This is a genomic window from Aromatoleum sp. (genome assembly GCF_032027225.1).
In the GTDB taxonomy this organism is placed as follows: domain Bacteria; phylum Pseudomonadota; class Gammaproteobacteria; order Burkholderiales; family Rhodocyclaceae; genus Aromatoleum.
Genome location: NZ_JAVSMM010000020.1, coordinates 15,872 through 39,704, shown reverse-complemented (window position 1 = coordinate 39,704; position 23,833 = coordinate 15,872). Strand labels below are relative to the sequence as shown.

Here is a 23,833-nt window from a genome sequence, read left to right as displayed (position 1 = left end):
GCGTCGCGCCCTGGCCGTGCAACCCCATTCATCCAAGGAGCGTTCCATGAAGATTGAAAGCCCGATGTTCGGCATCGTCGAGGTGTCGGAAGACAAGGTCATCGATTTCCCGGCCGGGCTGCCCGGCTTCGAGCAGTGCAAGCGCTTCGCGTTGGTGCACGAGGAAGGGAAGGCGCCGACGGTGTTCCTGCTGCAGAGCGCGGACGACCCGTCGGTCGCGTTCTCGGTGACCGGCCCCGAGCACCTCGGCGTGAACTACGAGTTCGAACTCGACGACGACGAAGCCGCGATCCTGCAGCTGTCGACGCCGGCCGACGCGCTCGTCGCGATCATCGTGCACAAGGAAGAAACCCACAATTCGCCCGAAACCGCGGGCCTGCGGGCGAACTTTATGGCGCCGCTCGTCATCAACGTCGCCGCGCGGCGCGGGCTGCAGAAGGTCATCAACAAGCTCGGCTGCGACATCACGCTGCGCGCGGCGCGCTGACCCGCCGCACACGTCCCCGCTTCACGCGGGTGCGTCGCCGTCCGGCGCGGCGAGCGATTTCTCCGCGCGGCGCAGGAAAACCTTCATCTCCTTCGCGGCCTGGATGTTGCCGTGCCGCTCGGCGACGGCGATGCCTTCGCGGTAGGCTTCGACCGCTTCGGCCGGGCGGCCGGCCGCCGCGAGCGCCTTGCCGAGTCCCTTCCATGCCGCCGAGTACACCGGGTCGCGGGTGACCGCGTCGCGGTAATACCCGGCGGCCTTGTCGGGATCGGCCGCCAGCCACGCGTTGCCGAGCGAGAAGCGCAGCAGCGCGCCGTCGCGCGGGCCGCCGAGGAGTTTTTCGAGGTTCGCGATCATAGGGGTGCTCATGATGTGGCCTCCGCCCGGGGTGCTTTACAATCGGCCTTCATTTTCCGGCGCCCGCCGCCATCGGATCAAGGAGACGACAATGAGCCGCAGCATCGTATCGACCCCGAACGCCCCTGCCGCCATCGGCACGTATTCGCAGGCCGTGAAGACCGGCAACACCGTGTATTGCTCGGGTCAGATCGGACTCGACCCGGTCACGCTGCAGATGGCCGAAGGCTTCGAGGCGCAGACCGTGCGCGTGTTCGAAAACCTGAAGGCGGTTGCCGAGGCGGCCGGCGGCGCGCTGACCGACGCGGTGCGGCTGTCGATCTTCCTGACCGACCTGTCGAACTTCGCCAAGGTCAACGAGATCATGGCGCGCTATTTCCCCGAGCCGTACCCGGCGCGCGCCGCGGTCGGCGTCAAGGAGCTGCCGAAGGGGGCGCTCGTCGAAGCCGACGCGATCCTGGTGCTCGGCTGAAGCACGAAAACCTGCCTCCTGCGCATAAGGGTCGACCGCCCGCGGCCGGCTGGCCAGGCGTCGGCCCGCAGCTCGCGGCGCGGCTCGCGAAGCTCGACATCCACCGGCCGCAGGACCTCGTCCTGCACCTGCCGCTGCGCTACGAAGACGAGACGCGGCTGACGCCGATCGCGGCCGCGCGCAACGGCGCCGAGGCCCAGATCGAAGGCGTCGTCGAGTCGTGCGAAGTCACGCTGCGCCCGCGCCGCCAGCTCGTCGCGCGCATCCGCGATGCGTCGGGCACGCTCGTCGCGCGCTGGCTCAATTTCTACCCGTCGCAGCAGAAACAGCTCGAGATCGGCCGGCGCGTGCGCCTCTTCGGCGCGGTGCGCGGCGGCTTCTTCGGCGACGAGATGGTCCATCCGCGCGTGAATGTCGTCGCCGAAGGCGAGCCGCTGCCGGACGGGCTGACGCCGATCTACCCGACGACCGCCGGCCTCGCGCAGTCGGCGCTGAGAAAGCTCGTCGGCCGCGCGCTCGCGACCGCGCCGCTCGACGAGTTCCTCCCCGGTGATCTGCTCGCCGAACTCGGGCTGCCGGGTTTTGCCGACGCGCTGTCGGCCTTGCACCATCCCCCGCCCGACGCCGACGCGACGTTGCTCGAAGACCGCGAGCATCCGGCGTGGCGGCGGATGAAATTCGAGGAGCTGCTCGTCCAGCAGCTGTCGCTGCGGCGCGCCTACAACGCCCGACGCACGCGACGCGCGCCGACCTTGCGCCGAACCGGGCGCCTCACCGATGCACTGTTCGCGCAATTGCCGTTCGCGTTGACTGGCGCCCAGACGCGCGCCGTCGGCGAGATCGCGGCCGACCTCGCGTCGCCGCACCCGATGCAGCGGCTGCTGCAGGGCGATGTCGGCAGCGGCAAGACCGTCGTCGCCGCGCTCGCGATGCTGCAGGCTGCCGAGAACGGGATGCAGGCGGTGCTGATGGCACCGACCGAGATCCTCGCGGAACAGCATTGGAAGAAGCTCGCCGCGTGGCTGGATCCGCTCGGCGTGGACATCGCGTGGCTGTCGGGCAGTCGCAAGAAGCGCGAGCGCGAGGCGGAGCTCGCGCGACTCGCGAGCGGCGACGTGCTGCTCGCGGTCGGCACGCACGCGCTGATCGAGGACCCGGTCGCATTCCCGCGGCTCGGCCTCGCGATCGTCGACGAGCAGCACCGCTTCGGCGTGCGCCAGCGGCTCGCGCTGCGCGAGAAGGGCGCGGCCGGACTGCATCCGCACATGCTGATGATGTCCGCGACGCCGATCCCGCGCACGCTCGCGATGAGCTACTACGCCGACCTCGACGTCACCGTGCTCGACGAACTGCCGCCGGGACGCACGCCGATCCTCACGAAGCTCGTGACCGACGCGCGCCGCGACGAGGTCGTCGCGCGGGTGCGCGATGCGTGCGCCGCTGGCAGTCAGGCGTATTGGGTGTGTCCGCTGATCGAGGAGTCCGAGGCGCTGCAGTTGCAGACCGCGATCGACACGTTCGAGACGCTGTCGGCCGCGCTCCCCGGTTTGAAAGTCGGCCTCGTCCACGGGCGCCTGAAGGCCGACGAGAAATCGGCGACGATGGCCGCGTTCGCCGCCGGTGAATTGCATGTGCTGGTCGCGACGACGGTGATCGAGGTCGGCGTCGACGTGCCGAACGCGAGCCTGATGGTCATCGAGCACGCCGAGCGCTTCGGCCTCGCGCAACTGCACCAGCTCCGCGGCCGCGTCGGGCGCGGCACCGCGGAGTCGGTGTGCGTGCTGCTCTATGCGAAACCGCTGTCGGAGAACGGCCGCGCGCGACTCAAGGTGATCTTCGAGCACACGGACGGCTTCGCGATCGCCCGCGAGGACCTGCGCATCCGCGGGCCCGGCGAGTTCGTCGGCGCGCGCCAGAGCGGCGTCCCGCTGCTGCGCTACGCCGACCTCGAGCGCGACGCGGATCTCCTCGAACCGGCGCGGGCGCTCGCCGAACGGATGCTGAAGGACGCGCCGGCAGCCGCCGACCGGCTGATGGAACGCTGGCTTGGCGGGCGCGAAGGGCTGCTGCGGGCGTAGCGCGTCGGCAGTTCCGGTTTGGGACGAGGCGCGCCGCCCCGGTATCATGCGCGCCGTCCCCAAAGAGCAACGATGCGCACCCGACCTCACCGCGAAATCTGGCTGTCGCGCCCGCCGCGCGCCAGCGTCCCGCAACGACTCCGTCCCTGGCTGACCGATCCCGGCTCGCTGACCGCGCGCATCCGGCAGCGCTGCGCGGCGTTCTCGCTCGTCGTCCTCGAACAGAGCCTCGCGGTGCCGCACGCGGACGAAGCGGCGCTGCTCGGTTTGCGCGCGGGCGAACTCGCGTGGCTGCGCGAAGTGCTGCTCGTCGCCGACGGCGTCCCGGTCGTGTACGCGCGCAGCATCCTGCCTCGGCGCAACGTCCGCGGCGCGTGGAACCTCTTTCACGGCCTCGGCGCGCGGCCGCTCGGCGCGGCGCTGTTCGCCGACCCGGCGATCCGCCGCGGCGCGCTCGCGTGCGCGCGCCTCGATCGCCGCGATGCGCGCTATCATCGGGCGCTCGCCGTCTCGCCCCGCCTGCCCCGCGCTGTGTGGGCACGCCGTTCGCTTTTCGGGCTGCGCGGCCGAGCCTTGCTCGTCAGCGAGCTGTTCCTGCCCACGATCCTGGAGTTGCCGACATGAATACCTCCGTCGCCCTGTCGAACCGCCTGCCGCTGTATCTGCGCCTGATGCGGCTCGACAAGCCGATCGGCATCCTGCTGCTGCTGTGGCCGACGCTGTGGGCGCTGTGGCTCGCGGCCGACGGCATCCCGCCGCTCGACGTTCTCGTGATCTTCGTGCTCGGTACGGTGCTGATGCGCTCGGCCGGGTGCGTAATCAACGACTACGCCGACCGCGATTTCGACGGTCACGTCGAGCGGACCAAGCAGCGGCCGCTGGTGACCCGCGCGGTCAGCGTGCGCGAGGCGCTGATGCTCGCGTCGGGCCTCGCCGCGGTGTCGTTCCTGCTGATCCTGCCGCTCGACCCGCTCGTGATCTGGCTGTCGGTGCCGGCGCTGTTCCTCGCCGCGAGCTATCCGTTCATGAAGCGCTTCTTCGCGATTCCGCAGGCCTACCTCGGCATCGCGTTCGGCTTTGGCATCCCGATGGGCTTCGCGGCGGTGCAGGGCGAAGTGCCGACGGCCGCGTGGCTGCTGCTGCTCGCGAACGTGTTCTGGGCGATCGCGTACGACACCGAGTACGCGATGGTCGACCGGCCCGACGACCTCAAGATCGGCATCAAGACGTCGGCGATCACGTTCGGCCGCTTCGACGTCGCCGCGGTGATGCTGTGCTACGCCGCGACGTTCGGCCTGATCGCGCTCGTCGGCGTCGAATCCGGGCGCGGGGCTTTCTTCTTCGCCGGCATCGCGGTCGCCGCCGGCATCGCCGTCTACCACTACCTGCTGATCCGCGGCCGCGAGCGCGCGCCGTGCTTCAAGGCCTTCCTGCACAACAACTGGGTCGGTTTCGCGCTGTTCGCCGCGCTCGTCACCGACTACGTTGCGTTTCCGGCCGCGTGAGCTAGGCTGAACCGACCGCGATTCGTCGGTCGATTCAGCGGCGGTTCGCCGCGCACCCCAAGGAGACAGAGATGAAGAAGAGCCTGGCTGCGGGCCTGTTCGCGATGGCGTTTTCCGGCGCAGCGCTCGCGTTCCACTGTCCGGCCGAGATGAAGAAGATCGACGAGGCGCTGGCGAAGAATCCGCAGCTCAGCGCCGAGCAGATGACCGAGGTGAAGAAACTGCGCGCCGAAGGCGAATCGCTGCACACCGCCGGCAAGCACCAGGAATCGCTCGATACGCTCGAGAAGGCGAAGAAGATCCTCAAGATCGAAAGCTGAACCGTTCGCCCTCCGCCCGGAGCCTCGGGCGCGGGGGCTTGCGGACGGCGTCAATGTCGGACAAGGCCGGCTCGGTGCGATCCGCGTGCGTGAGGCCGACGGATCGATCGGGAGGGGCGGCGTGAGCGAAGCGTAGGCCGACGGGCACGCTTCCGTAAGCCGTTGCTGCCGGAAATCACTTCACTCAGTCCTTCCTTACCGCTCAACGCAACCGATGGACGGTCGGTCGCCGCGCAGCGTACGGGCAGTCATGGCAGACGCGGGCGCTTTTGCAAGCCGCGAATGCCGGGCGCCGCTTTGCGGCTTATCATTCGCCCCGGACCAATTCCGGACGCCCCGATGCATTTCATGACCGCCCTCCGTGCCGCGTGGCAGCGCAATGACAGCCTGCTCTGCGTCGGCCTCGATCCCGACCCCGCACGGTTTCCCGCCCACCTCGCACATCGGCCCGATGCGATCCTCGAATTCTGCAAGGGGATCGTCGACGCGACCGCCGACCTCGTCTGCTGCTTCAAGCCGCAGATCGCGTATTTCGCCGCGCACCGCGCCGAGGACCAGCTCGAAGCGCTGATCGCGCATCTCCACGAACGCCACCCGGGCGTCCCGGTCGTGCTCGACGCGAAGCGCGGGGATATCGGCAGCACCGCCGGACAGTACGCGGTCGAGGCGTTCGAACGCTACCGCGCCGACGCGATCACGGTGAGCCCTTACATGGGCCGCGATTCGGTCGAGCCGTATTTCGAATATCCCGACAAGGGCGTGATCCTGCTGTGCCGCACGTCGAACCCGGGCGGCAGCGACCTGCAGTTCCTCGACGTCGGCGGCGGCGAGCGGCTGTTCGAGCGCGTCGCGCGCCTCGTCGCCGACGAGTGGAACGCGAGCGGCAACTGCGGCCTCGTCGTCGGCGCGACCTTCCCGAACGAGATTGCGCGCGTGCGTGAGCTCGTCGGCGAGCTGCCGCTGCTGGTGCCGGGCATCGGCGCACAGGGCGGCGACGTTGCCGCGACGGTCGGCGCCGGCCGCAGCGCCGACGGCACGGGGCTGATGATCAGCTCGTCGCGCGCGATCCTCTACGCTGGAGGCGGGGAAGACTACGCCGACGCCGCGCGCCGCGCCGCGCTCGACACCCGCGACACGATCAACCGGTACCGCTGATGGCAGTGGGCGGCGCCAGTCTGAAGCGCTGGGCGAAATCGCTGAAGACGCACACGCTGACCGTCTATTTCGCCGCACGCGACCCGCGCACGCCGCTCGCGGTGCGCGTGCTCGCGCTCTGCGTCGCCGCGTACGCGCTGAGCCCGATCGACCTGATTCCCGACTTCATCCCCGTGATCGGCTACCTCGACGATCTCCTGATCGTGCCGCTCGGCATCGCGCTCGTCGTGCGGCTGACGCCGCCGGAAGTGATCGAGTCCGCGCGGAGCCAGGCGGCGCTCGCGACGGAACGGCCGGTGAGCCGCACGGCGGCCGCGGTCATCGTCGTGATCTGGCTGCTCGCCGCGCTCGTGCTCGCGAAATGGGCGTTCGAAATCGCCGGCCGCTGACGGCGACTCGCGACAAACTGAATTCTTCAAAGACGACCTTCCGATGAAATACCAGGACCTCCGCGACTTCATCGCCCAGCTCGAGCAGCGCGGCGAGCTGAAGCGCATCGCCATTCCGGTCGACACCCACCTCGAGATGACCGAGATCGCCGACCGCGTGCTGCGCGCCGGCGGCCCGGCGCTGCTCTTCGAACGGCCGACGACGCGCGGGGTGCCGCAGGCGATCCCGGTGCTCGCGAACCTCTTCGGCACGCCGCAGCGCGTCGCGCTCGGCATGGGCGAGGAATTGCCGGACGGCGACTGGCAGACGCCGCTGCGCGAAGTCGGCAAGCTCCTCGCGTTCCTGAAGGAGCCCGAGCCGCCGAAAGGGCTCAAGGACGCGTGGGAGAAACTGCCCGTGTTCCGCCAGGTGCTGAACATGACGCCGGCGGTGCAGCGCTCCGCGCCGTGCCAGGAGATCGTCTGGGAAGGGGCCGACGTCGACCTCGCGAAGCTGCCGATCCAGCACTGCTGGCCCGGCGACGTCGCGCCGCTGATCACCTGGGGCCTCGTCGTCACGCGCGGTCCGGGCAAGAAGCGCCAGAACCTCGGCATCTACCGCCAGCAGGTGCTGGGACCGAACCGCGTGATCATGCGCTGGCTCGCGCATCGCGGCGGCGCGCTCGATTTCCGCGAGCACCAGCTCGCGCATCCGGGCGAGCCCTTCCGGGTCGCGGTCGTGCTCGGCTGCGATCCGGCGACGATCCTCGGCGCGGTGACGCCGGTGCCCGACTCGCTCTCGGAATACCAGTTCGCGGGCCTCCTGCGCGGCGCGAAGACCGAGGTCGTGCAGTGTCTCGGCTCGAATCTTCAGGTGCCGGCCTCCAGCGAGATCGTGCTCGAAGGCGTCATCCACCCCAACGACACCGCGCCCGAAGGGCCCTACGGCGACCACACTGGCTACTACAACGAAGTCTCGGATTTTCCGGTATTCACGATCGAGCGCATCACGATGCGCCGCGACCCGATCTATCACTCGACCTACACCGGCAAGCCGCCCGACGAGCCGGCGATGCTCGGCCTCGCGCTGAACGAAGTGTTCGTGCCGCTCTTGCAGAAGCAGTTTCCCGAGATCGTCGATTTCTACCTGCCGCCCGAAGGCTGCTCGTATCGCCTCGCCGTCGTCAGCATCCGGAAGCAGTACCCCGGCCACGCGAAACGCGTGATGTTCGGCATCTGGAGCTTTCTGCGGCAGTTCATGTACACAAAGTTCATCATCGTCGTCGATGATGACGTCGCGATCCGCGACTGGAAGGAAGTGATCTGGGCGCTGACGACCCGCGTCGACGCGACGCGCGACACGGTGATGGTCGACAACACGCCGATCGACTATCTCGACTTCGCAAGCCCGGTCGCGAGCCTCGGCAGCAAGATGGGGCTCGACGCGACGAACAAATGGCCGGGCGAGACGACGCGGGAATGGGGCCGGCCGATCGTCATGGATGACAATGTCAAGGCGCGTGTCGACGCGATGTGGAGCGACCTCGGGTTGTAGCGGCGAACGAGCCGGCGCACCAGGAGTCGATGCAGGAAGCCTTCAACCGCAAGGAGAACCGAATGCCTTCGTATGCCCCCGACGGGACGCCGCTCGCGACCCGCGATCTCGGCAATCTCGTGACGCTGACGCACCTGATCTACGGTCTGCACGCGTTCGCGGTCCTCAGCGGCATCGCCGGTTCGGCGACCATCATCGGCAGCTTCGTCGCGAGCGTGCCGTCGATCGTCGCGGTGATCCTGAACTACTGGAAGCGCTCCGCGGTGCGCGGCACCTGGCTCGACAGCCACTTCCGCTGGCAGATTCGCACGTTCTGGTTCGCGCTGCTGTGGATCGTCGCGTCGGTGATGCTCGCGCTGACCCTGATCGGCATCCCGTTCGCGCTCGTGCTGATCGCCGGCGCCGGGCTCTGGATCGTCTACCGCGTCGCGCGCGGCTGGTGGAATCTGCTGCAGCGGCAAACGATGCCGATACCGCGGGAAGACTGATTCTCGACTCGGCACGCAGCCGCCGTTCGGGTCGAGCTGTCGAAGCCCTGCGACCGCCCTTTGTCAGGCTCGTCGCAAAACCGGTCCCGCCGTTGCGATTCTCGCCAGCGCGGCGCGGCCACTGTTGATTTGCGCGCGCATCAGGTTACTTCGATGACGCGGGGTCGGCGTCGGCTTCGCCCTGCCATACCCATTCGATCAGCGCGTCCAGTGCCGGCCGGCTGTCGACCGCACGCGGGTCATTGACGAGCATCGCGACGACGTGGCGGCGGCCGTTGCGGTCGAGCACGTAGCCGGCGATCGCGCGCACGCCGTTGATGTAGCCAGTCTTCAGGTGTGCATGTCCGCTTGCCGGGCTGGCGGCGAGGCGGTCGCGCAGCGTGCCGTCCACGCCGACGATCGGCAGCGACGCGACGAATTCCGGCATGTACGGGCGCCGCCACGCCGCGAGCAGCATTTCTCCGAGCGTGCGCGCGGTGACGCTTTCGATCCGGGACAAGCCGGAGCCGTTGGCGATCACGAGCCCGCTCGTGTCGATGCCCGCCGCGGCGAGCTGCGCGTGCGCGGCGTCGGCGCCGGCCGCGACCATGTCGATCGGATGCGTTTCGACCGTCGCGGCGTCGGCGCGGATCCCGAAGGTCTCCACCGGAGCGGCGGACCCCGACGTCGTCGCGGCGCCCGCCGGCTCATCCGCTCCAGCTTCGGCGGTCGATTTAGGCTCACCGCCTGCGAGTGCGTGCGCGGTTCCGGTGTCGCCCCCGTCCGCCACGCTCGTCGCAGCTTCCGGTCCGGCGCCGAGCGACGCGAGCAGTTGGCGCGCGATCACGTTGCTCGACCATTTGTTCATTTCGCGCAGCACGTCGGCGAGCGGTGGCGACGTCTCTTCGAGCAGCGGCGACGCGTCCGTGGGCGCCGAGCCCGGCCGCACGATGCCTTCGACCTTGCCGCCGGTTTCGGCCCACAGCCCCGCGACGGCGGCGACCGCGAAGCGCTCGGGCGCGAGCGGCGACACGCCCCAATCCCGCCGGCCGCAGCGGGCCGGCAGACTGCCGAGGAGCACGACGCGCTCTCCCGCCGCGCCCGCTTCCAGCCGTGCATCCAGGTTCGCGTACCACACGCCGCAGTCGCCGTCGGCGGTAGCGATGCGGTTGTCGATCTCGAGCCCCTGCAGCGGGGGATTTGCGGCGACCGTCACCGGCTCGCCGGCGTTGGCCGCCGGCAGCAGCGTGAGCTGCAGCGTGTTGAAATGCAGCAGCAGCCCGTGCGCCGCGCTGTTGTACGGCCGCAGGCCACGCCCGTCGAACGCCTGCGGGTCGTGCGGCGGCAGCCGCAATGCGGAGCCGTCGAGCACGATGTCGCCGCGAACGATGTCGATGCCGAGCGCGCGCACGCGACGCAGCAGCTTCCACATCCGCTCGTCGGTGAGCATCGGGTCGCCGCCGCCGACAATGAAGAGGTCGCCGTCGAGCACGCCGCCGCGCACCCGGCCGTTCGTCGTCACGCGCGTCGTCCAGGTGTGTGCCGGACCGAAGTGTTCGAGCGCGGCGAACGCGGTGACGAGCTTCATCACCGACGCAGGATTCATCGAGCGGTCGGGATTTGCGGCGAGCTGCGGCGCGCCGCCGTCGACCGGCTGCACCCAGACCGCGACGTTCGTTCCGGGGATCGCCGCGGCGTCGAGCGCATCGCGCACCGTCGCGGGCAGCTCGGCGGCCTGGAGGCCGGCGATCCATGCGAAAAGCATCAAAAGGAGAGCGGGGCGCAACGCGCGGGTGAAGGTCATGGAGATCCCGGGAAACAAAAGCGGCGGCAGCGGCGCGAAGCGTTCCGTCATCCGGACGCGCTACAATTCGCCCCTTTCCAAGGCCGGCAAAGCGCCGATTCTACGACGCATAACCGGATTTCCGTCCAAAGGACCGATCATGATCCTCGTCACCGGCGGCGCCGGCTTCATCGGCGCCAACTTCGTGCTCGACTGGGTGCGCGAAACCGGCGAGCCGCTCGTCAACCTCGACGCGCTGACCTACGCCGGGAACCGCGAAAACCTCTCATCGCTCGCGAACGATGCACGCCACGTCTTCGTCCACGGCGACATCTGCGACCGCGCGCTCGTCGACCGCCTGTTCGTCGAGCACCGGCCGCGCGCAGTCGTGCATTTTGCTGCCGAAAGCCACGTCGATCGCTCGATCCACGGCCCCGGCGACTTCGTCCGCACCAACGTCGAAGGCACGTTCACGCTGCTCGAAGCGGCGCGCGCGTACTGGTCGGCGCTCGACGGCGACGCGAAAGCCGCGTTCCGCTTCCTGCACGTATCGACCGACGAGGTGTACGGCTCGCTCGGCCCGAACGACCCGGCCTTCACCGAGACGAAGGCCTACGAGCCGAACAGCCCGTACTCCGCGAGCAAGGCCGCGTCCGACCACCTCGTCCGCGCGTGGCATCACACCTACGGGCTGCCGGTGCTGACGACGAACTGCTCGAACAACTACGGTCCGTACCAGTTCCCCGAGAAGCTGATCCCGCTGATGATCGCGAACGCGCTCGCCGGCCGGCCGCTGCCGATCTATGGCGACGGCCGCAACGTGCGCGACTGGCTGTACGTCGGCGACCACTGCGCGGCGATCCGCGAAGTGCTCGTGCGCGGGCGTGTCGGCGAGACCTACAACGTCGGCGGCTGGAACGAGAAGCCGAACATCGAGATCGTGCAGACGATCTGCGCGCTGCTCGACGAGCTGCGGCCCGATCCGGCCGGCCCGCACGGGCGCCTCGTCACCTACGTCGCCGACCGTCCCGGCCACGATCGCCGCTACGCGATCGACGCGCGCAAGATCGAGCGCGAGCTCGGCTGGCGTCCCGCGGAGACGTTCGAGACCGGCATCCGCAAGACGGTCGCGTGGTACCTCGAAAACCAGGACTGGGTCGCGCACGTGCAGAGCGGCGAGTACCGCGCGTGGGTCGACCGCAACTACGGGCAACGCGAAGGGAGCTCGACATGAAGCGCAAGGGCATCATCCTCGCCGGCGGATCCGGCACCCGACTGCATCCGGCGACGCTCGCGGTGTCGAAGCAGCTCTTGCCGGTCTATGACAAACCGATGATCTACTACCCGCTGACGACGCTGATGCTCGCCGGCATCCGCGACATCCTGATCATCTCGACGCCGCAGGACACGCCGCGCTTCGAGCAGCTGCTCGGCGATGGCCGCCGCTGGGGGCTGAACCTGCAGTACGCGGTGCAGCCGAGCCCGGACGGTCTCGCGCAAGCCTTCCTGATCGGCGAGGACTTCATCGCCGGCGGCCCGTCGGCGCTGGTGCTCGGCGACAACCTTTTCTACGGCCACGAGTTCGCCGACGACCTGCGCGCTGCGCGCGAGTGCGAGCGCGGCGCCACCGTGTTCGCGTATCCGGTGCAGGACCCGGAGCGTTACGGCGTCGTCGAGTTCGACGCGAAGGGGCGCGCGGTGAGCCTCGAGGAAAAACCCGCGAAGCCGAAGAGCCGCTACGCGGTGACGGGCCTGTATTTCTACGATTGGCGCGTCGTCGACATCGCGCGTGGGCTGAAGCCCAGCCCGCGCGGCGAGCTCGAGATCACCGACGTCAATCGCGACTATCTCGACGCCGGCCAGCTCGATGTGCAGGTCATGGGCCGCGGTCATGCCTGGCTCGACACCGGCACGCACGAGAGCCTGCTCGACGCGAGCCTGTTCATCCAGACGATCGAGAAGCGGCAAGGGCTGAAAGTCGCGTGTCCCGAGGAAATCGCTTGGCGTGCCGGCTGGATCGACGACGCGCAGCTCGCCGAGCTCGCGCGCCCGCTTGCGAAGAACGCTTACGGCCAGTACCTGCAGCGCCTTCTCGAAGAACGGGTGTTCTGATGAAAGCGACTCCGACCGCGATTCCGGACGTGCTCGTCATCGAACCGAAAGTCTTCGGCGACGCGCGCGGCTTCTTCTTCGAGAGCTTCAACGCACGCGCCTTCCGCGACGCGACCGGGCTCGAGGAGACCTTCGTGCAGGACAACCACTCGCGCTCGGCGCGCGGCGTTCTGCGCGGACTGCACTACCAGATCCGCCAGCCGCAGGGAAAGCTCGTTCGTGTCGTGCGCGGCGCGGTGTTCGACGTCGCCGTCGATCTGCGCCGCGCGTCGCCGACCTTCGGCCGCTGGGCCGGCGTCGAGCTGTCCGAGGACAACCATCGCCAATTCTGGGTGCCGCCGGGCTTCGCGCACGGCTTCGTCGTGCTGACGGAATCGGCGGATTTTCTCTACAAGACCACCGACTACTACGCGCCGGAACACGAGCGCTGCCTGAAATGGGACGATCCCGCGGTCGGCATCGACTGGCCGCTCGACGCCGAACCGGTGCTGTCGGCGAAGGACCGCGACGGCAAGGCGCTCGCCGATTGCGAGGTGTTCGCGTGAAGTTGCTCGTCACCGGCGCGAACGGCCAGGTCGGCTGGGAACTCGCGCGTGCCCTGATGCCGCTCGGCGACGTCATCGCGCTCGATCGCAGCCGTTGCGACCTGTCGCGCCCCGAAATGCTGGCGCAGCTCGTCGCGGACCTCGCGCCGGACGTCATCGTCAATGCCGCGGCCTACACCGCGGTCGACCGCGCCGAAAGCGAGGAGGCGCTCGCGACGACGGTGAACGGCACCGCGCCGGGCGAACTCGCGCGTGCCGCGAAAGCCGCGGGCGCGTTGCTCGTCCATTACTCGACCGACTACGTGTTCGATGGCACGAACGCGTCGCCGTACGACGAGGACGACCCGGTCGCACCGCTGAACGCCTACGGGCGCAGCAAGCTCGCCGGGGAAACCGTGATCCGCGCGAGCGGCTGCGATCACCTTATCCTGCGCACGACCTGGGTGTTCGCGGCGCGCGGGGGCAACTTCGTCCGCACGATGTTGCGCCTCGGTGCTGAACGCGAGACGCTGCGGGTCGTCGCGGATCAGGTCGGGGCGCCGACGTGGGCGCGCAACATCGCCGATGCGACCGCGTTGATCGTCGCGCAGGCGCAGTCCGAACGGCAACGAGCCGAGTTCGCGTCCGGCGTCTTCAACCTCGCGTCCCGCGGCGCGACGAGCTGGCACGGCTTTGCCGAGGCGATCTTCGCCACCGCGCGCGCACGACTGCCGGACGGAGGCGTGAAAGTCCGGACCGTCGAGCCGATTCCGTCGGCCGATTACCCGACGCCCGCGGCGCGACCGGCGAACTCCTGCCTTTTGCCGGGCCGGCTGCAGGCGCGCTTCGGCGTCGTGATGCCGCGCTGGGAGGACGCGCTCGGCCGCTGCCTCGACGAGATCTTCGAGCGATGAGGCTGGGGCACTGAGCCCGGGCCAAAGCGTGTGCCCACGATCGAACGCGCGATGACGAGCATGGGCCGATGAGCGGCTTCGAGCATTTCGCGCGCGACGCGATCGAAGTGGAGCGCGAGATCCTGAAGCGGGGCATCCTGCTCGGGCTGGATTGGTCGGACAGGGCCGCGCTGCGCCGGCTTGCGCGCGAGGCGCTCGACGGCGGCGCCGAGCATACGCGCGCGCTGTTGCGCGACCCCGATCCGCAACTGAAAGCGCGCGGCGAACTGTTCGCGTTCGCTGTGCTGATGCTGCGCACGATGCAGGAAAGCGCCGAAACCGGCCTTCACACGCACGGCGGACCGGCGTGGAAGGCGTTCGGCAGCGCGCTGATCGAGGAAGCCGACGCGGGCCGGGATCAGCGCAGCGGCGACTCCAGCGCGTAAAGGGATTCGACGGTCTCGCGCTCGCGCACGAGATGGACCGTCGCGCCGTCGACGATCACCTCGGCCGCGCGCGGACGCGTGTTGTAGTTCGAGCTCATCGCCATGCCATACGCGCCCGCCGACAGCAGCGCGACGAGGTCGCCCGGCGCGACGGCGAGGTCGCGGTCGTGTGCGAGGAAGTCGCCGCTTTCGCAGATCGGTCCTACGATTTCGTAGTTGTGCAGCGGCACGTCCCGCGGGGTGACCGCGACCACTTCGTGGTATGCATCGTAGAGCGCCGGCCGCGCGAGGTCGTTCATCGCCGCATCGACGATCGCGAAACTCTTCTCCGCGCCGGGCTTCAGGTATTCGACGCGCGCGAGCAGCAAACCGGCGTTGCCGATCAGCGACCGCCCGGGTTCGAAGCAGAGCTCTTCGTCGCGTCCGTCGAAGAGGCGCAGCAGCGGCGCGAGGTAGTCGGCGACCGACGGCGGAATTTCGTCGCGGTAGCGGATGCCGAGGCCGCCGCCGAGATCGATATGGTCGAGATGGATGCCTTCGGCCGCGAGCCGGTCGACGAGGCCGAGGACTTTTTCGGCCGCCTCGGCGATCGGTGCCGGATCGAGCAGCTGCGAGCCGATGTGGCAGGCGATGCCGGACACGCGCAGGTGCGGCAGCTTCGCGGCGTGACGGTACAGCGCGAGCGCGGCGTCGAACGCGACGCCGAACTTGTTGTTCCGCAGGCCGGTGGAGATGTACGGATGCGTTTTCGGATCGACGTCCGGATTTACCCGCAGTGCGATCGGCGCGACCTTGCCGCAGGCGCCGGCGACCGCGTTCAGCCGGTCGATTTCGGGTTCGGATTCGACGTTGAAGCAGCGGATGCCCGCGCCGAGCGCCTGGCGCATTTCCGCTTCGCTCTTGCCGACGCCCGAGAATACGACCTTACCGGGATCCCCGCCGGCCGCCAGGACGCGCGCCAGCTCGCCGCCCGAGACGATGTCGAAGCCGGCGCCGAGCTTCGCGAACGCCGACAGCACGCCGAGATTGGAATTGGCTTTGACCGCGTAGCAGACGAGCGAACGACGTCCGGACAGCGCGTCGCGGTAGGCGTCGAAGGCCTGCGTCAGCGCCTGGCGCGAATAAACGTAGGTCGGGGTGCCGTACTGCGCCGCGATCGCGGCGAGCGCGACGCCTTCAAGTTGCAGCCCGTCGGGGCCGGAGTGCAGCGTGGAGATCGGTAATTGCGGGTTCATCGGGAATCGGCTGGAGCGGAGGGGGCTTTGCTATGATCGGCGCCGGACGACGGAGCGGGCTTCGCCGGTGCGGCGGGAATCTGCGGCATGTACAGCGGACCCTTGATGCCGCAACCGGACAGTAACAGCGCGCCGCCGAGCAGGGCCGCGGAGAAAGTCGCTCGCATGGTGTCGTCGATCGGAAAAGCGGGAATCCTAACAGAAGGAGGGAGCATGGAAGAGTCGGAGTTCAACGCGCTCGCCGAAGCGGAACTCGAACGCATCGAGGCGGCACTCGAAGATTGCGGCGCCGATATCGACATCGAGCCGAAGCCGGGCGGCGTGCTCGAAATCGAGTTCGAGAACGGCACCAAGATGATCATCAACCGCCATTCGGCCGCGCGCGAGATCTGGGTCGCGGCGAAATCCGGCGGCTTTCATTTCCGGCCCGAAGGCGGCCGCTGGGTCGCGACGCGTGACGGCACCGAGCTCTACGCGCTTCTGTCGGAACTCGTCGGCGAGCAGTCCGGGACGAGCGTGACCCTGACGGCGGGCTGACCCGCCGCCCGGGCGATCAGCGCTTCACCGGCACCGGCGTGCGCTCGACGACGGGCGCCGGATTCGCGACGACGGTCGGAATCGATGGCTGCACCGGCAGCGGAATCGCTTCCTCGGGGGCTTCGCCGGCCGGCGCGAACTCGTTGCCGACCGTTGGCATCTGCTGCGCCAGCGACGCGGCGTTCTCGCGATAGGCGTACTCCGCGCGCGCGCCGTCGAACTGTACCTCGAGCAGTCCGTCAGGACGGGGCTGCGCCTTTTCGGGCATGTCCTTCAGCGCGGCCCGCATGTAGTTGACCCACATCGGCAGCGCCGCCGCGCTGCCGGTCTCGCCGCGCCCGAGGTTGCGTGGCTGGTCGTAGCCGATCCAGCTCACCGCGACGAGGTCGGGGTTGTAGCCGGTGAACCACGCGTCGACGTAGTCGTTCGTCGTCCCGGTCTTGCCCGCCAGGTCGCCGCGCTTGAGGACCAGCGCGCGCGTCGCGGTGCCGCGGCGCACGACGTCCCGCATCATCGAGTCCATCAGCCACGCGTTGCGCGGATCGATCACGCGCGGCGCGCTCTCGCCGGCGATCGGCGGGTCGACCTTCGCGACGACGTTGCCCCGGCCGTCGATGATCTCCTTCACGACGTAGGGATCGACCCGGTAGCCGCCGTTCGCGAACACCGCGTACGCGGAGGCCATCTGCCACGGCGTCACCGAGCCCGCGCCGAGCGCCATCGTCAGATAGGGCGGATGCTGCGCCGGCTCGAAGCCGAAGCGCGCGATGTAGTCCTGCGCGTACTCGGGCGTGATCGCCTGCAGCAGGCGGATCGATACCATGTTCTTCGAGCGCACGAGCCCGTCGCGCAGCGTCATCAGGCCGTCGTACTTGCCGTCGTAGTTCTTGGGCTCCCAGTCCTTGCTGCCGGTGATGCCCGCCGGGAAGAACAGCGGCGCGTCTTCTTCGATGCTGCCGGGCGAAAACCCGCGCTCGAGCGCCGCCGAATAGATGAAAGGCTTGAAGCTCGAGCCGGGCTGACGCACGGCCTGCGTGACGTGGTTGAACTTGTTGCGGTTGAAATCGAAGCCGCCGATCAGCGCGCGGACTGCACCGGTATTCGCGTCGAGCGAGACCAGCGAAGCCTCGACTTCCGGCAGCTGAAGGATTTCCCACCCCTTTTCCCCGAGGTCGCGGATGCGCACGATCGCGCCGCGCCGGATCCGCCGCGTCTGCGGCGCCCTGTCGTTGAGCATCGGCGCCGCGAACTTCAGGCCGTTGCCGCTGATCTTGATCGTTTCGCCGTGGCGATAGACCGTGACCTGCTTCGGCGATGCGTTAAGCACGAGCGCGCCGAGGAGGTCGTCGTGGTCCTGAACGTCGGCGAGCAGTTCGTCGAGCCGTTCCTCGTCGTCGTTCGCGACGCGTTCGACGTCGATGAATCCTTCGGGCCCGCGGTAGCCGCGGCGGCGGTCGTAATCGAGAACGCCCTGGCGCACCGCCCGGTACGCCGCGAGCTGGTCGTCGCGCGTCACCGTCGTGACGATCCGGATGCCGGCCTCGTAGGCCTCCTCGCCGAACTGCTCGACCGCGATCTGGCGCGCCATCTCGGCGACGTAGTCGCCGCGCAGCTCGTTTTTCGCCGCGCCGCCCCGCGCGAGCTCCACCTCCTGATTCACCGCGGCGTCGTGCGTCTGCTGGTCGATGAAGCCGGCTTCGAGCATCCGGCGCAGCACGTACTGCTGCCGCAGCGTCGCGCGCCGCAGGTTCGCGATCGGGTTGTACGCCGACGGCGCCTTCGGCAGGCCGGCGAGCATCGCCGATTCGGGAAGGGTCAGTTCCTGCAGCGACTTGCCGAAATAGGTGCGTGCCGCGGTCGAAAAGCCGTAGGCGCGCTGGCCGAGGTAGATCTGATTGACGTAGAGCTCGAGGATCTGGTCCTTCGTCAGGCTGCGCTCGATCTTCAGCGCGAGCAGGATCTCGTAGAGCTTGCGGTTGTACGTCTTCTCGCGCGACAGAAAGAAGTTGCGCGCGACCTGCATCGTGATCGTCGACGCGCCCTGGCCGCGCGCGCCCGACACGACGTTCGCGAGCGCCGCCCGCCCGATACCGATCACGTCGATGCCGGGGTGCTCGTAGAAGCGTTCGTCTTCTGCGGCGAGGATCGCCTGCTTCAGTTCGACCGGGACCTCGTCGATCCGCACGACCGCTCGCCGTTCCTCGCCGAACTCGCCGAGAAGATGCCCATCGGCTGTGTATACTCGCAGCGGAATTTTCGGCCGGTAGTCGGTCAGGGCTTCGAGAGACGGGAGGTTCGGCCACGCAAGCGCCGACATTGCTCCGAGCGTCGCGACGCCGAGGATGACCGCGACGATCAGGGCGGCGAGAGGGTAGAAAACCCAGCGCATTCAAGGTCCAGAACAGGGTAGGGGACCCGATTATACGGGCGCCCGGGGGTCCCCTCCATCTTCGCGACAAAAGGCGGAAACGTTACATCTATTTACACCCTTCGCGCTTGTTGCTAGCATCCGCAACGCCTGTCTCCCGACTGGCGTAACGCCAAGAGATTCAAGGGCTTTTCTTTGTGATCGACTTCTCTCTGTTCCGTCCGAAGGCGCGCCAGCTGGCCGGGCTCGACATTTCGTCGTCATCCGTGAAGATGGTCGAGCTGTCCGGAGGCGGAAAGGAGGGGTATCGGATCGAGCGCTACGCGATCGAGCCGCTCCCGCGCGATGCCGTCGTCGACGGCAACATCAACAGCATCGAAGCCGTCAGCGACTCGATCCGCCGGGTGCTCCGGCGCATGGGCACCGGCATTCGCCAGGTCGCGGTTGCGCTGCCGGCGTCGGCGGTCATCACGAAGAAGATGATCCTCCCCGCCGGCTTGCGGGACCAGGAGATGGAGCTGCAGGTCGAGTCCGAAGCGAACCAGTACATCCCGTTCGCGCTCGACGAGGTCAATCTCGATTTCCAGACCGTCGGCCCGTCGCCCGGCAGTCCCGACGAAGTCGAAGTGCTGATTGCGGCCTCGCGCAAGGAGAAGGTCGAGGACCGCGTCGCCGTGGTCGAGGCCGCGGGTCTGAAAGCGGTCGTGATGGACGTCGATTCGTTCGCCGGGGAAGCCGCGTTCGAGCTCGTCGGTCAGCAGTTGCCGGGCGGGAGCGAGAACAAGATCGTCGCGGTCATCGACATCGGTGCGAATGTGATGAACGTCTCGGTGCTGCGGAACGGCCAGCAGGTCTATGCGCGCGAGCAGGCGTTCGGCGGCAACCAGCTGACGCAGGACATCGCCCGCCAGTACGGCATGAGCATCGAGGAGGCCGAGGCGGCGAAGCGCGCCGGCGGGCTGCCCGAGGAGTACGCGCGCGACCTGATGCGCCCGTTCATGGACAACCTCGCGCTCGAAGTCTCGCGCGCGCTCCAGTTTTTCTTCACGTCGACGCAATACAACCAGGTCGACCACATCGTTCTGGCAGGAGGTTGCGCAATCATGCCCGGCCTCGCCGACGTCGTCGGTGGCAGGACGCAAGTCGCGACCATGATCGCCAACCCGTTTGCCGGAATGCTCAACTCGTCGCGCGTCCGGCCGAAGAATCTGCTTGCTGATGCGCCTTCGCTGATGGTCGCATGCGGTCTGGCGCTTCGGAGATTCGACCCATGATTCGAATCAACCTGCTGCCCCACCGGGAATTGAAGCGCCGGGAGCGGCGGCAGCAGTTTTACGTCATTTCCGGTCTCATGGTTCTCGCGGGTCTCGCCATCGGCGTGCTCGTGCATACCGTGATGGCGGGCTATGTCGAGCGCCAGGAGCGGCGCAACGAACTCTTCACGACCGAGATTCGCAAGCTGGACGGCGAGATTGCGGAGATCAAGCGCCTGCGCGAGCAGATCGACGCGCTTGTCGCGCGCAAGCAGGTCATCGAGTCGCTGCAGACGGCGCGCGCCCAGTCGGTTCGTCTGCTGAACGAACTCGGCACGCGCCTGCCCGAGGGCGTGTTCCTGAAATCGATCAAGCAGACGGGCGCGAAGATCGCGCTCGCGGGATATGCCCAGTCGAACTCGCGCGTCTCCCACCTGATGCGCAACCTCGATGAATCGCCGTTCTTCGAGCAGCCGAACCTGATCGAAGTGAAGACCGCGAACCTGAACAACCGCCGCGTGAGCGAATTCGCGCTGAACGTCGGGATTGCGAATCCGGCGACTCAGGAAGGGCAGGGGGCGAAACCGTGACGCTCGACGAGCTCCGCAAGATCGATTTCGAGCGCCTGTCGCAGGACTTCAAGGATCTCGACCCGAACGATCCCGGCGCGTGGCCGCTGGCGCCGCGGATCGCCGTTTTCATCGCGCTGCTCATCGCGACGGTGGCGGCGGCGTGGTGGTTTGACTGGCAGGACCAGTCCGCGCTGCTCGAACAGCGGGAGGCGGAGGAAGTCCAGCTGCGCCAGGACTGGCTGTCGAAGAAGAAGCTCGCGGTCAATCTCGATGCCTACAAGCTCCAGCTCGAGGAGACGGACCGGCAGTTCGGCGCGCTGCTGAAGCAGCTGCCGAACCGTGCCGAAATGGACTCGCTGCTCTCGGACATCAACCAGGCCGGTCTCGGGCGCGGTCTGCAGTTCGAGCTGTTCAAGCCGGGTGCGGATGTCGTCAAGGACTTCTACGCGGAAATGCCGATCGACGTGCGAATCGTCGGCGCGTATGCCGACCTCGGCGCCTTCGCCGAGGACGTCGCGGCGATGCCCCGCATCGTGACGCTCAACAACATCGCGCTCGAAGGGCAGAAGGACGGAGTGCTCAAGCTCGACGCGAAGGCGACGACGTACCGCTACCTCGATGAGGAAGAACTCGCCCGGCAGCGCCAGCAGTCCAAGGCGGAGCAGAAGAAGAAGGGGGCCAAGTGAGGAGTCCTATGAAGCGCCTTCTGATTCTCGCATCCGCGGTCGCGCTCGCCGCGTGTTCGACCGATCAGGAGGACATCCAGGGCTGGATGGCGGAACAGGAGAAAGGCATGAAGGGATCGGTCAAGCCGCTTCCCGACGTGCAGCCTTTCCCGGTCGTCGAATACACCGCCGGCGACGCCGCGCCTTTCGCCTCCGCGCGCATCGAGCCGGAGACGAAAGCCCGCGCCGGCAACGGGCCGGATCTCGGCCGTGCGCGCGAACCGCTCGAAGCCTTTCCGCTCGAGTCGCTCGCGCTGGTCGGGGTGATGAAGCAGAGCGCCAAGGAACATGCCCTGGTCAAGGCGGACAAGAGCCTCTACCAGGTCAGGGTGGGAAATTACGTCGGCCAGAATTTCGGACTGGTCACCAACATCACTGAAACCGAAGTCACGGTGAAAGAACTCGTCGAAGACTTGAATGGCGACTGGGTGGAACGCACCAGCAAGTTGCTGTTGCAGGAGCGCCAGGAGGCAACACGATGATGTACAAGCGTTTCATGTCGCTGTTCTGCACGCTGGTCGCGCTGGTGCTGTCGATCCCGGCAGCGCTCGCGCAGTCGACCGCGCCTGCGGGAGCCGTGACCAACAGCATCACCGCGATGGACGTTTCGCAGCAGGGCGGCAGCGTCTACGTGAAGCTGACGCTGAAGGAACCGCTGGCGAGCCCGCCGCCGAGCTTCAGCGTTGCCAATCCGCCGCGGCTCGCCTTCGATTTTCACGGTACCACCAACGGTCTCGGCCGCGCGCAGCAGGACATCGGCCAAGGGGATCTGCGCAGCGCGAACATCGTGCAGGTCGGCGACCGTACACGGCTCGTGCTCAATCTGTCCCGCGTCACGCCGTTCGATGCGCGGGTCGACGGACGGGAAGTCATCATCGCGCTGTCGCCCGTCGATCGCGACGCGGTCGCTTCGACGTCGGTGTCGGAGGCGATGGCGAACTTCGCCGCGCCGAAGGCGCAGGACGCCGCGGGCGAAGGAAAGAGCATCCGTGACGTGACTTTCCGTCGCGGCAAGGACGGCGAGGCGCGCGTGGTGGTGCAGTTGTCCAATCCCAACACCGGCATCGACATCCGGCGGCAGGGCGGCAACCTCGTCGTCGAGTTCCTCGATACCTCGATCCCTGAGCACTTGCGCCGCCGCTCGGACGTCACCGATTTCGCGACGCCGGTGACGTCGATCACGGCACAGCCCCAAGGCAAGAACGCGCGGCTGACGGTCGCGCCGACGGGTCAGTGGGAGCACAACGCGTATCAGAGCGACAACCAGTTCGTGCTCGAAGTGCGGCGCGTCGTCGAAGATCCGAACAAGCTCGTGCAGGGCGCCCGCGGCCAGTACGGCGGTGAAAAGCTGTCGCTGAACTTCCAGAACGTCGACGTCCGTTCGGTGCTGCAGGTGATCGCCGATTTCACGAACTTCAACATCATCACCAGCGACTCGGTCCAGGGGAGTCTCACGCTGCGCCTCAAGGATGTGCCGTGGGATCAGGCGCTCGACATCATTCTCCAGGCGAAGGGCCTGGACATGCGCAAGACCGGCAACGTGATCTGGATCGCACCCAGCGAGGAGTTGGCGACGCGTGAAAAGCTGCAGCTGGAAGCGCAGGCGCAGATTGCGGATCTGGAGCCGCTGCAGACCGAGGGTTTCCAGATCAATTACCACAGGGCGAAGGAGATCTTCGACTTCCTGAAGAGCAAGGACCAGACGGTGCTGTCGAAGCGCGGCAGCGTCGTGTCCGACGATCGCAGCAACAAGATCTTCGTCACCGACGTTCCGTCGCGCCTGAATGAACTGCGCCGCCTGATCAAGGAAATCGACGTGCCGCCGCGCCAAGTGATGATCGAGGCGCGGATCGTCGAGGCGAACAAGGATTTCGCGCGCGATCTCGGCGTGAGGCTCGGCTTCCATGGCAACGAGGCGTGGAAGATCGGCGGCAAGAAGGTCCTTCCGGGTGCGAGCCTGAACGACACGACCTTCCATTCGGGGCAGATCGTCGACCCGGTGCCGACGCTCAATGACTTCACCAACGTCAATCTTCCTGCACAACCGGCAGCCGGCACCCCCTCGACGTTCTCGCTGATCCTGTTCAACAACGCGGCGACGCGCTTCCTCAACCTCGAACTGTCCGCGCTCGAATCCGACGCGCGCGGGCGGGTCGTGTCGAGTCCGCGCGTGCTCACGGCGAACCAGGTCGAAGCGTCGATCGAGCAGGGTACCGAGATCCCGTATCAGGAGGCATCGAGTTCCGGCGCGACGAGCGTGTCGTTCAAGAAGGCAGTCCTGTCGCTGAAGGTCAAGCCGCAGATCACTCCCGACGGCCGGATCCAGTTGCAGGTGCTGGTCAACAAGGATCAGCCGCGGAACCTCGCCGGCATCCCGGTTCCGGCGATCGACACCAAGAACATCAAGAGCGAAGTGCTCGTGGAAAACGGCGGGACCGTCATCATCGGCGGCATCTACGAGGAAGAGGAAACGAGCAACGTCTCGAAGGTGCCCGTGCTCGGCGACATTCCGTACGTCGGCGCGTTGTTCCGCAATACGCAGAAGATCGCCAATCGCTCCGAACTGCTGATTTTCATCACCCCGAGGATCGTCACGGATACACTAACGCTCCGTTAAGGCG

The 23,833-nt window shown here is 67.7% G+C and carries 26 protein-coding genes; 21 read left to right on the top strand and 5 right to left on the bottom strand.

Translation table 11 applies throughout. The features are described from left to right. Positions 1-46 precede the first annotated feature (46 nt). The gene (gene fliW / locus ROZ37_RS18395; protein ID WP_312661530.1) at positions 47-487 is read left to right on the top strand and encodes a flagellar assembly protein FliW; all 441 of its coding nucleotides are present in this window, start codon (positions 47-49) and stop codon (positions 485-487) included. A gap of 21 nt (positions 488-508) precedes the next feature. Here fliW and ROZ37_RS18390 read toward each other — a convergent pair whose 3' ends face one another. Beyond that, a complete protein-coding gene (locus tag ROZ37_RS18390) occupies positions 509-856 on the bottom strand; it encodes a tetratricopeptide repeat protein (protein ID WP_312661529.1) in 348 nt (115 codons plus the stop codon). A 79-nt stretch (positions 857-935) separates the two neighbouring features. On the opposite strand from ROZ37_RS18390, the gene ROZ37_RS18385 reads away from it, so the two are divergent. The 9 genes from ROZ37_RS18385 to ROZ37_RS18345 all read left to right on the top strand — a co-directional run bounded on the left by ROZ37_RS18385 (position 936) and on the right by ROZ37_RS18345 (position 8,785). After that, a complete protein-coding gene (locus tag ROZ37_RS18385) occupies positions 936-1,316 on the top strand; it encodes a RidA family protein (RefSeq protein WP_312661528.1) in 381 nt (126 codons plus the stop codon). An 11-nt stretch (positions 1,317-1,327) separates the two neighbouring features. After that, positions 1,328-3,394 (top strand): ATP-dependent DNA helicase RecG, encoded by a 2,067-nt coding sequence (gene recG, locus ROZ37_RS18380; protein WP_409449976.1) that lies wholly within the window; start codon positions 1,328-1,330, stop codon positions 3,392-3,394. A gap of 72 nt (positions 3,395-3,466) precedes the next feature. Further along, complete coding sequence (locus ROZ37_RS18375; protein ID WP_312661525.1) at positions 3,467-4,018, top strand: chorismate lyase; 552 nt, start codon at positions 3,467-3,469, stop codon at positions 4,016-4,018. Next, positions 4,015-4,899 carry a 4-hydroxybenzoate octaprenyltransferase gene (ubiA, locus tag ROZ37_RS18370; protein ID WP_312661524.1) on the top strand — a complete coding sequence of 295 codons (885 nt, stop codon included), beginning with the start codon at positions 4,015-4,017 and terminating at the stop codon, positions 4,897-4,899. The genes ROZ37_RS18375 and ubiA overlap by 4 nt, the downstream gene beginning before the upstream one ends. Positions 4,900-4,970: 71 nt before the next feature. Further along, positions 4,971-5,219: a hypothetical protein gene (locus tag ROZ37_RS18365; protein WP_312661523.1), complete on the top strand. Its 249-nt coding sequence runs from the start codon at positions 4,971-4,973 to the stop codon at positions 5,217-5,219. Positions 5,220-5,558: 339 nt separating this feature from the next. Then, the gene (gene pyrF, locus ROZ37_RS18360; protein ID WP_312661522.1) at positions 5,559-6,374 is read left to right on the top strand and encodes an orotidine-5'-phosphate decarboxylase; all 816 of its coding nucleotides are present in this window, start codon (positions 5,559-5,561) and stop codon (positions 6,372-6,374) included. Then, positions 6,374-6,763, top strand: coding sequence for a YkvA family protein (locus tag ROZ37_RS18355; RefSeq protein ID WP_312661520.1), 390 nt, complete (start codon positions 6,374-6,376; stop codon positions 6,761-6,763). Before pyrF ends, ROZ37_RS18355 begins: the two co-directional genes overlap by 1 nt. 43 nt (positions 6,764-6,806) lie before the next feature. Further along, the gene (gene ubiD, locus ROZ37_RS18350) at positions 6,807-8,297 is read left to right on the top strand and encodes a 4-hydroxy-3-polyprenylbenzoate decarboxylase (protein WP_312661518.1); all 1,491 of its coding nucleotides are present in this window, start codon (positions 6,807-6,809) and stop codon (positions 8,295-8,297) included. Between the two features lie 62 nt (positions 8,298-8,359). Next, a complete protein-coding gene (locus ROZ37_RS18345; protein WP_312661516.1) occupies positions 8,360-8,785 on the top strand; it encodes a hypothetical protein in 426 nt (141 codons plus the stop codon). Positions 8,786-8,930: 145 nt separating this feature from the next. Here the strand turns inward: ROZ37_RS18345 and dacB are convergent, their stop codons facing one another. Further along, the gene (gene dacB / locus ROZ37_RS18340) at positions 8,931-10,568 is read right to left on the bottom strand and encodes a D-alanyl-D-alanine carboxypeptidase/D-alanyl-D-alanine-endopeptidase (protein ID WP_409449974.1); all 1,638 of its coding nucleotides are present in this window, start codon (positions 10,566-10,568) and stop codon (positions 8,931-8,933) included. 139 nt (positions 10,569-10,707) lie between these two features. Here dacB and rfbB point away from each other — a divergent pair, with 139 nt between their 5' ends. The 5 genes from rfbB to ROZ37_RS18315 all read left to right on the top strand — a co-directional run bounded on the left by rfbB (position 10,708) and on the right by ROZ37_RS18315 (position 14,522). Next, positions 10,708-11,781: a dTDP-glucose 4,6-dehydratase gene (gene rfbB, locus ROZ37_RS18335; protein ID WP_312661513.1), complete on the top strand. Its 1,074-nt coding sequence runs from the start codon at positions 10,708-10,710 to the stop codon at positions 11,779-11,781. Continuing rightward, positions 11,778-12,659, top strand: coding sequence for a glucose-1-phosphate thymidylyltransferase RfbA (rfbA, locus tag ROZ37_RS18330; RefSeq protein WP_312661511.1), 882 nt, complete (start codon positions 11,778-11,780; stop codon positions 12,657-12,659). The genes rfbB and rfbA overlap by 4 nt, the downstream gene beginning before the upstream one ends. Continuing rightward, entirely contained in the window at positions 12,659-13,204 is a 546-nt protein-coding gene (gene rfbC / locus ROZ37_RS18325; RefSeq protein ID WP_312661510.1) for a dTDP-4-dehydrorhamnose 3,5-epimerase, read from the top strand. Before rfbA ends, rfbC begins: the two co-directional genes overlap by 1 nt. After that, positions 13,201-14,097 (top strand): dTDP-4-dehydrorhamnose reductase, encoded by an 897-nt coding sequence (rfbD, locus tag ROZ37_RS18320; protein ID WP_312661509.1) that lies wholly within the window; start codon positions 13,201-13,203, stop codon positions 14,095-14,097. Before rfbC ends, rfbD begins: the two co-directional genes overlap by 4 nt. Positions 14,098-14,165: 68 nt before the next feature. After that, on the top strand, positions 14,166-14,522 hold the full coding sequence (locus tag ROZ37_RS18315) for a hypothetical protein (RefSeq protein WP_312661508.1): 357 nt from the start codon (positions 14,166-14,168) through the stop codon (positions 14,520-14,522). On the opposite strand, the gene lysA is transcribed toward ROZ37_RS18315, so the two are convergent. Together lysA and lptM are read right to left on the bottom strand one after the other, a co-directional pair. After that, positions 14,495-15,757: a diaminopimelate decarboxylase gene (gene lysA / locus ROZ37_RS18310; RefSeq protein WP_312661507.1), complete on the bottom strand. Its 1,263-nt coding sequence runs from the start codon at positions 15,755-15,757 to the stop codon at positions 14,495-14,497. The two genes, ROZ37_RS18315 and lysA, sit on opposite strands and share 28 nt — an antisense overlap. Beyond that, the gene (gene lptM / locus ROZ37_RS18305; protein WP_312661615.1) at positions 15,754-15,924 is read right to left on the bottom strand and encodes an LPS translocon maturation chaperone LptM; all 171 of its coding nucleotides are present in this window, start codon (positions 15,922-15,924) and stop codon (positions 15,754-15,756) included. The genes lysA and lptM overlap by 4 nt, the downstream gene beginning before the upstream one ends. 46 nt (positions 15,925-15,970) lie before the next feature. Here lptM and cyaY point away from each other — a divergent pair, with 46 nt between their 5' ends. Then, positions 15,971-16,294: an iron donor protein CyaY gene (cyaY, locus tag ROZ37_RS18300; protein ID WP_312661506.1), complete on the top strand. Its 324-nt coding sequence runs from the start codon at positions 15,971-15,973 to the stop codon at positions 16,292-16,294. 16 nt (positions 16,295-16,310) lie between these two features. On the opposite strand, the gene ROZ37_RS18295 is transcribed toward cyaY, so the two are convergent. Then, positions 16,311-18,683, bottom strand: a complete 2,373-nt coding sequence (locus ROZ37_RS18295; protein ID WP_312661504.1) for a penicillin-binding protein 1A — start codon at positions 18,681-18,683, stop codon at positions 16,311-16,313. Positions 18,684-18,859: 176 nt separating this feature from the next. Between ROZ37_RS18295 and ROZ37_RS18290 the strand changes: the two genes are divergently transcribed. Genes ROZ37_RS18290 through pilQ form a run of 5 tightly spaced genes read left to right on the top strand, consistent with a single transcriptional unit; the run spans position 18,860 to position 23,829 of the window. Beyond that, entirely contained in the window at positions 18,860-19,936 is a 1,077-nt protein-coding gene (locus tag ROZ37_RS18290; RefSeq protein ID WP_312661502.1) for a pilus assembly protein PilM, read from the top strand. Beyond that, the gene (locus tag ROZ37_RS18285; protein ID WP_312661499.1) at positions 19,933-20,505 is read left to right on the top strand and encodes a PilN domain-containing protein; all 573 of its coding nucleotides are present in this window, start codon (positions 19,933-19,935) and stop codon (positions 20,503-20,505) included. The genes ROZ37_RS18290 and ROZ37_RS18285 overlap by 4 nt, the downstream gene beginning before the upstream one ends. Further along, positions 20,502-21,173: a type 4a pilus biogenesis protein PilO gene (locus ROZ37_RS18280; protein ID WP_312661496.1), complete on the top strand. Its 672-nt coding sequence runs from the start codon at positions 20,502-20,504 to the stop codon at positions 21,171-21,173. The genes ROZ37_RS18285 and ROZ37_RS18280 overlap by 4 nt, the downstream gene beginning before the upstream one ends. Before the next feature lie 8 nt (positions 21,174-21,181). Further along, entirely contained in the window at positions 21,182-21,694 is a 513-nt protein-coding gene (locus tag ROZ37_RS18275) for a pilus assembly protein PilP (RefSeq protein ID WP_312661494.1), read from the top strand. Continuing rightward, complete coding sequence (pilQ, locus tag ROZ37_RS18270) at positions 21,691-23,829, top strand: type IV pilus secretin PilQ (protein ID WP_312661492.1); 2,139 nt, start codon at positions 21,691-21,693, stop codon at positions 23,827-23,829. The genes ROZ37_RS18275 and pilQ overlap by 4 nt, the downstream gene beginning before the upstream one ends. The last annotated feature ends 4 nt before the right edge of the window (positions 23,830-23,833 follow it).

Coding starts and splice junctions, on each gene's coding strand:
- pyrF (WP_312661522.1), top strand. CDS start 5,559: ATGCATTTCATGACCGCCCTCCGTGCCGCGTGGCAGCGCAATGACAGC.
- lysA (WP_312661507.1), bottom strand. CDS start 15,757: ATGAACCCGCAATTACCGATCTCCACGCTGCACTCCGGCCCCGACGGG.
- cyaY (WP_312661506.1), top strand. CDS start 15,971: ATGGAAGAGTCGGAGTTCAACGCGCTCGCCGAAGCGGAACTCGAACGC.
- ROZ37_RS18295 (WP_312661504.1), bottom strand. CDS start 18,683: ATGCGCTGGGTTTTCTACCCTCTCGCCGCCCTGATCGTCGCGGTCATC.
- ROZ37_RS18355 (WP_312661520.1), top strand. CDS start 6,374: ATGGCAGTGGGCGGCGCCAGTCTGAAGCGCTGGGCGAAATCGCTGAAG.
- dacB (WP_409449974.1), bottom strand. CDS start 10,568: ATGACCTTCACCCGCGCGTTGCGCCCCGCTCTCCTTTTGATGCTTTTC.
- rfbB (WP_312661513.1), top strand. CDS start 10,708: ATGATCCTCGTCACCGGCGGCGCCGGCTTCATCGGCGCCAACTTCGTG.
- ROZ37_RS18375 (WP_312661525.1), top strand. CDS start 3,467: ATGCGCACCCGACCTCACCGCGAAATCTGGCTGTCGCGCCCGCCGCGC.
- lptM (WP_312661615.1), bottom strand. CDS start 15,924: ATGCGAGCGACTTTCTCCGCGGCCCTGCTCGGCGGCGCGCTGTTACTG.
- ROZ37_RS18285 (WP_312661499.1), top strand. CDS start 19,933: ATGATTCGAATCAACCTGCTGCCCCACCGGGAATTGAAGCGCCGGGAG.
- ROZ37_RS18390 (WP_312661529.1), bottom strand. CDS start 856: ATGAGCACCCCTATGATCGCGAACCTCGAAAAACTCCTCGGCGGCCCG.
- ubiA (WP_312661524.1), top strand. CDS start 4,015: ATGAATACCTCCGTCGCCCTGTCGAACCGCCTGCCGCTGTATCTGCGC.
- ubiD (WP_312661518.1), top strand. CDS start 6,807: ATGAAATACCAGGACCTCCGCGACTTCATCGCCCAGCTCGAGCAGCGC.
- ROZ37_RS18365 (WP_312661523.1), top strand. CDS start 4,971: ATGAAGAAGAGCCTGGCTGCGGGCCTGTTCGCGATGGCGTTTTCCGGC.
- ROZ37_RS18275 (WP_312661494.1), top strand. CDS start 21,182: ATGAAGCGCCTTCTGATTCTCGCATCCGCGGTCGCGCTCGCCGCGTGT.
- rfbC (WP_312661510.1), top strand. CDS start 12,659: ATGAAAGCGACTCCGACCGCGATTCCGGACGTGCTCGTCATCGAACCG.
- ROZ37_RS18345 (WP_312661516.1), top strand. CDS start 8,360: ATGCCTTCGTATGCCCCCGACGGGACGCCGCTCGCGACCCGCGATCTC.
- fliW (WP_312661530.1), top strand. CDS start 47: ATGAAGATTGAAAGCCCGATGTTCGGCATCGTCGAGGTGTCGGAAGAC.
- ROZ37_RS18385 (WP_312661528.1), top strand. CDS start 936: ATGAGCCGCAGCATCGTATCGACCCCGAACGCCCCTGCCGCCATCGGC.
- pilQ (WP_312661492.1), top strand. CDS start 21,691: ATGATGTACAAGCGTTTCATGTCGCTGTTCTGCACGCTGGTCGCGCTG.
- rfbA (WP_312661511.1), top strand. CDS start 11,778: ATGAAGCGCAAGGGCATCATCCTCGCCGGCGGATCCGGCACCCGACTG.
- ROZ37_RS18315 (WP_312661508.1), top strand. CDS start 14,166: ATGAGCGGCTTCGAGCATTTCGCGCGCGACGCGATCGAAGTGGAGCGC.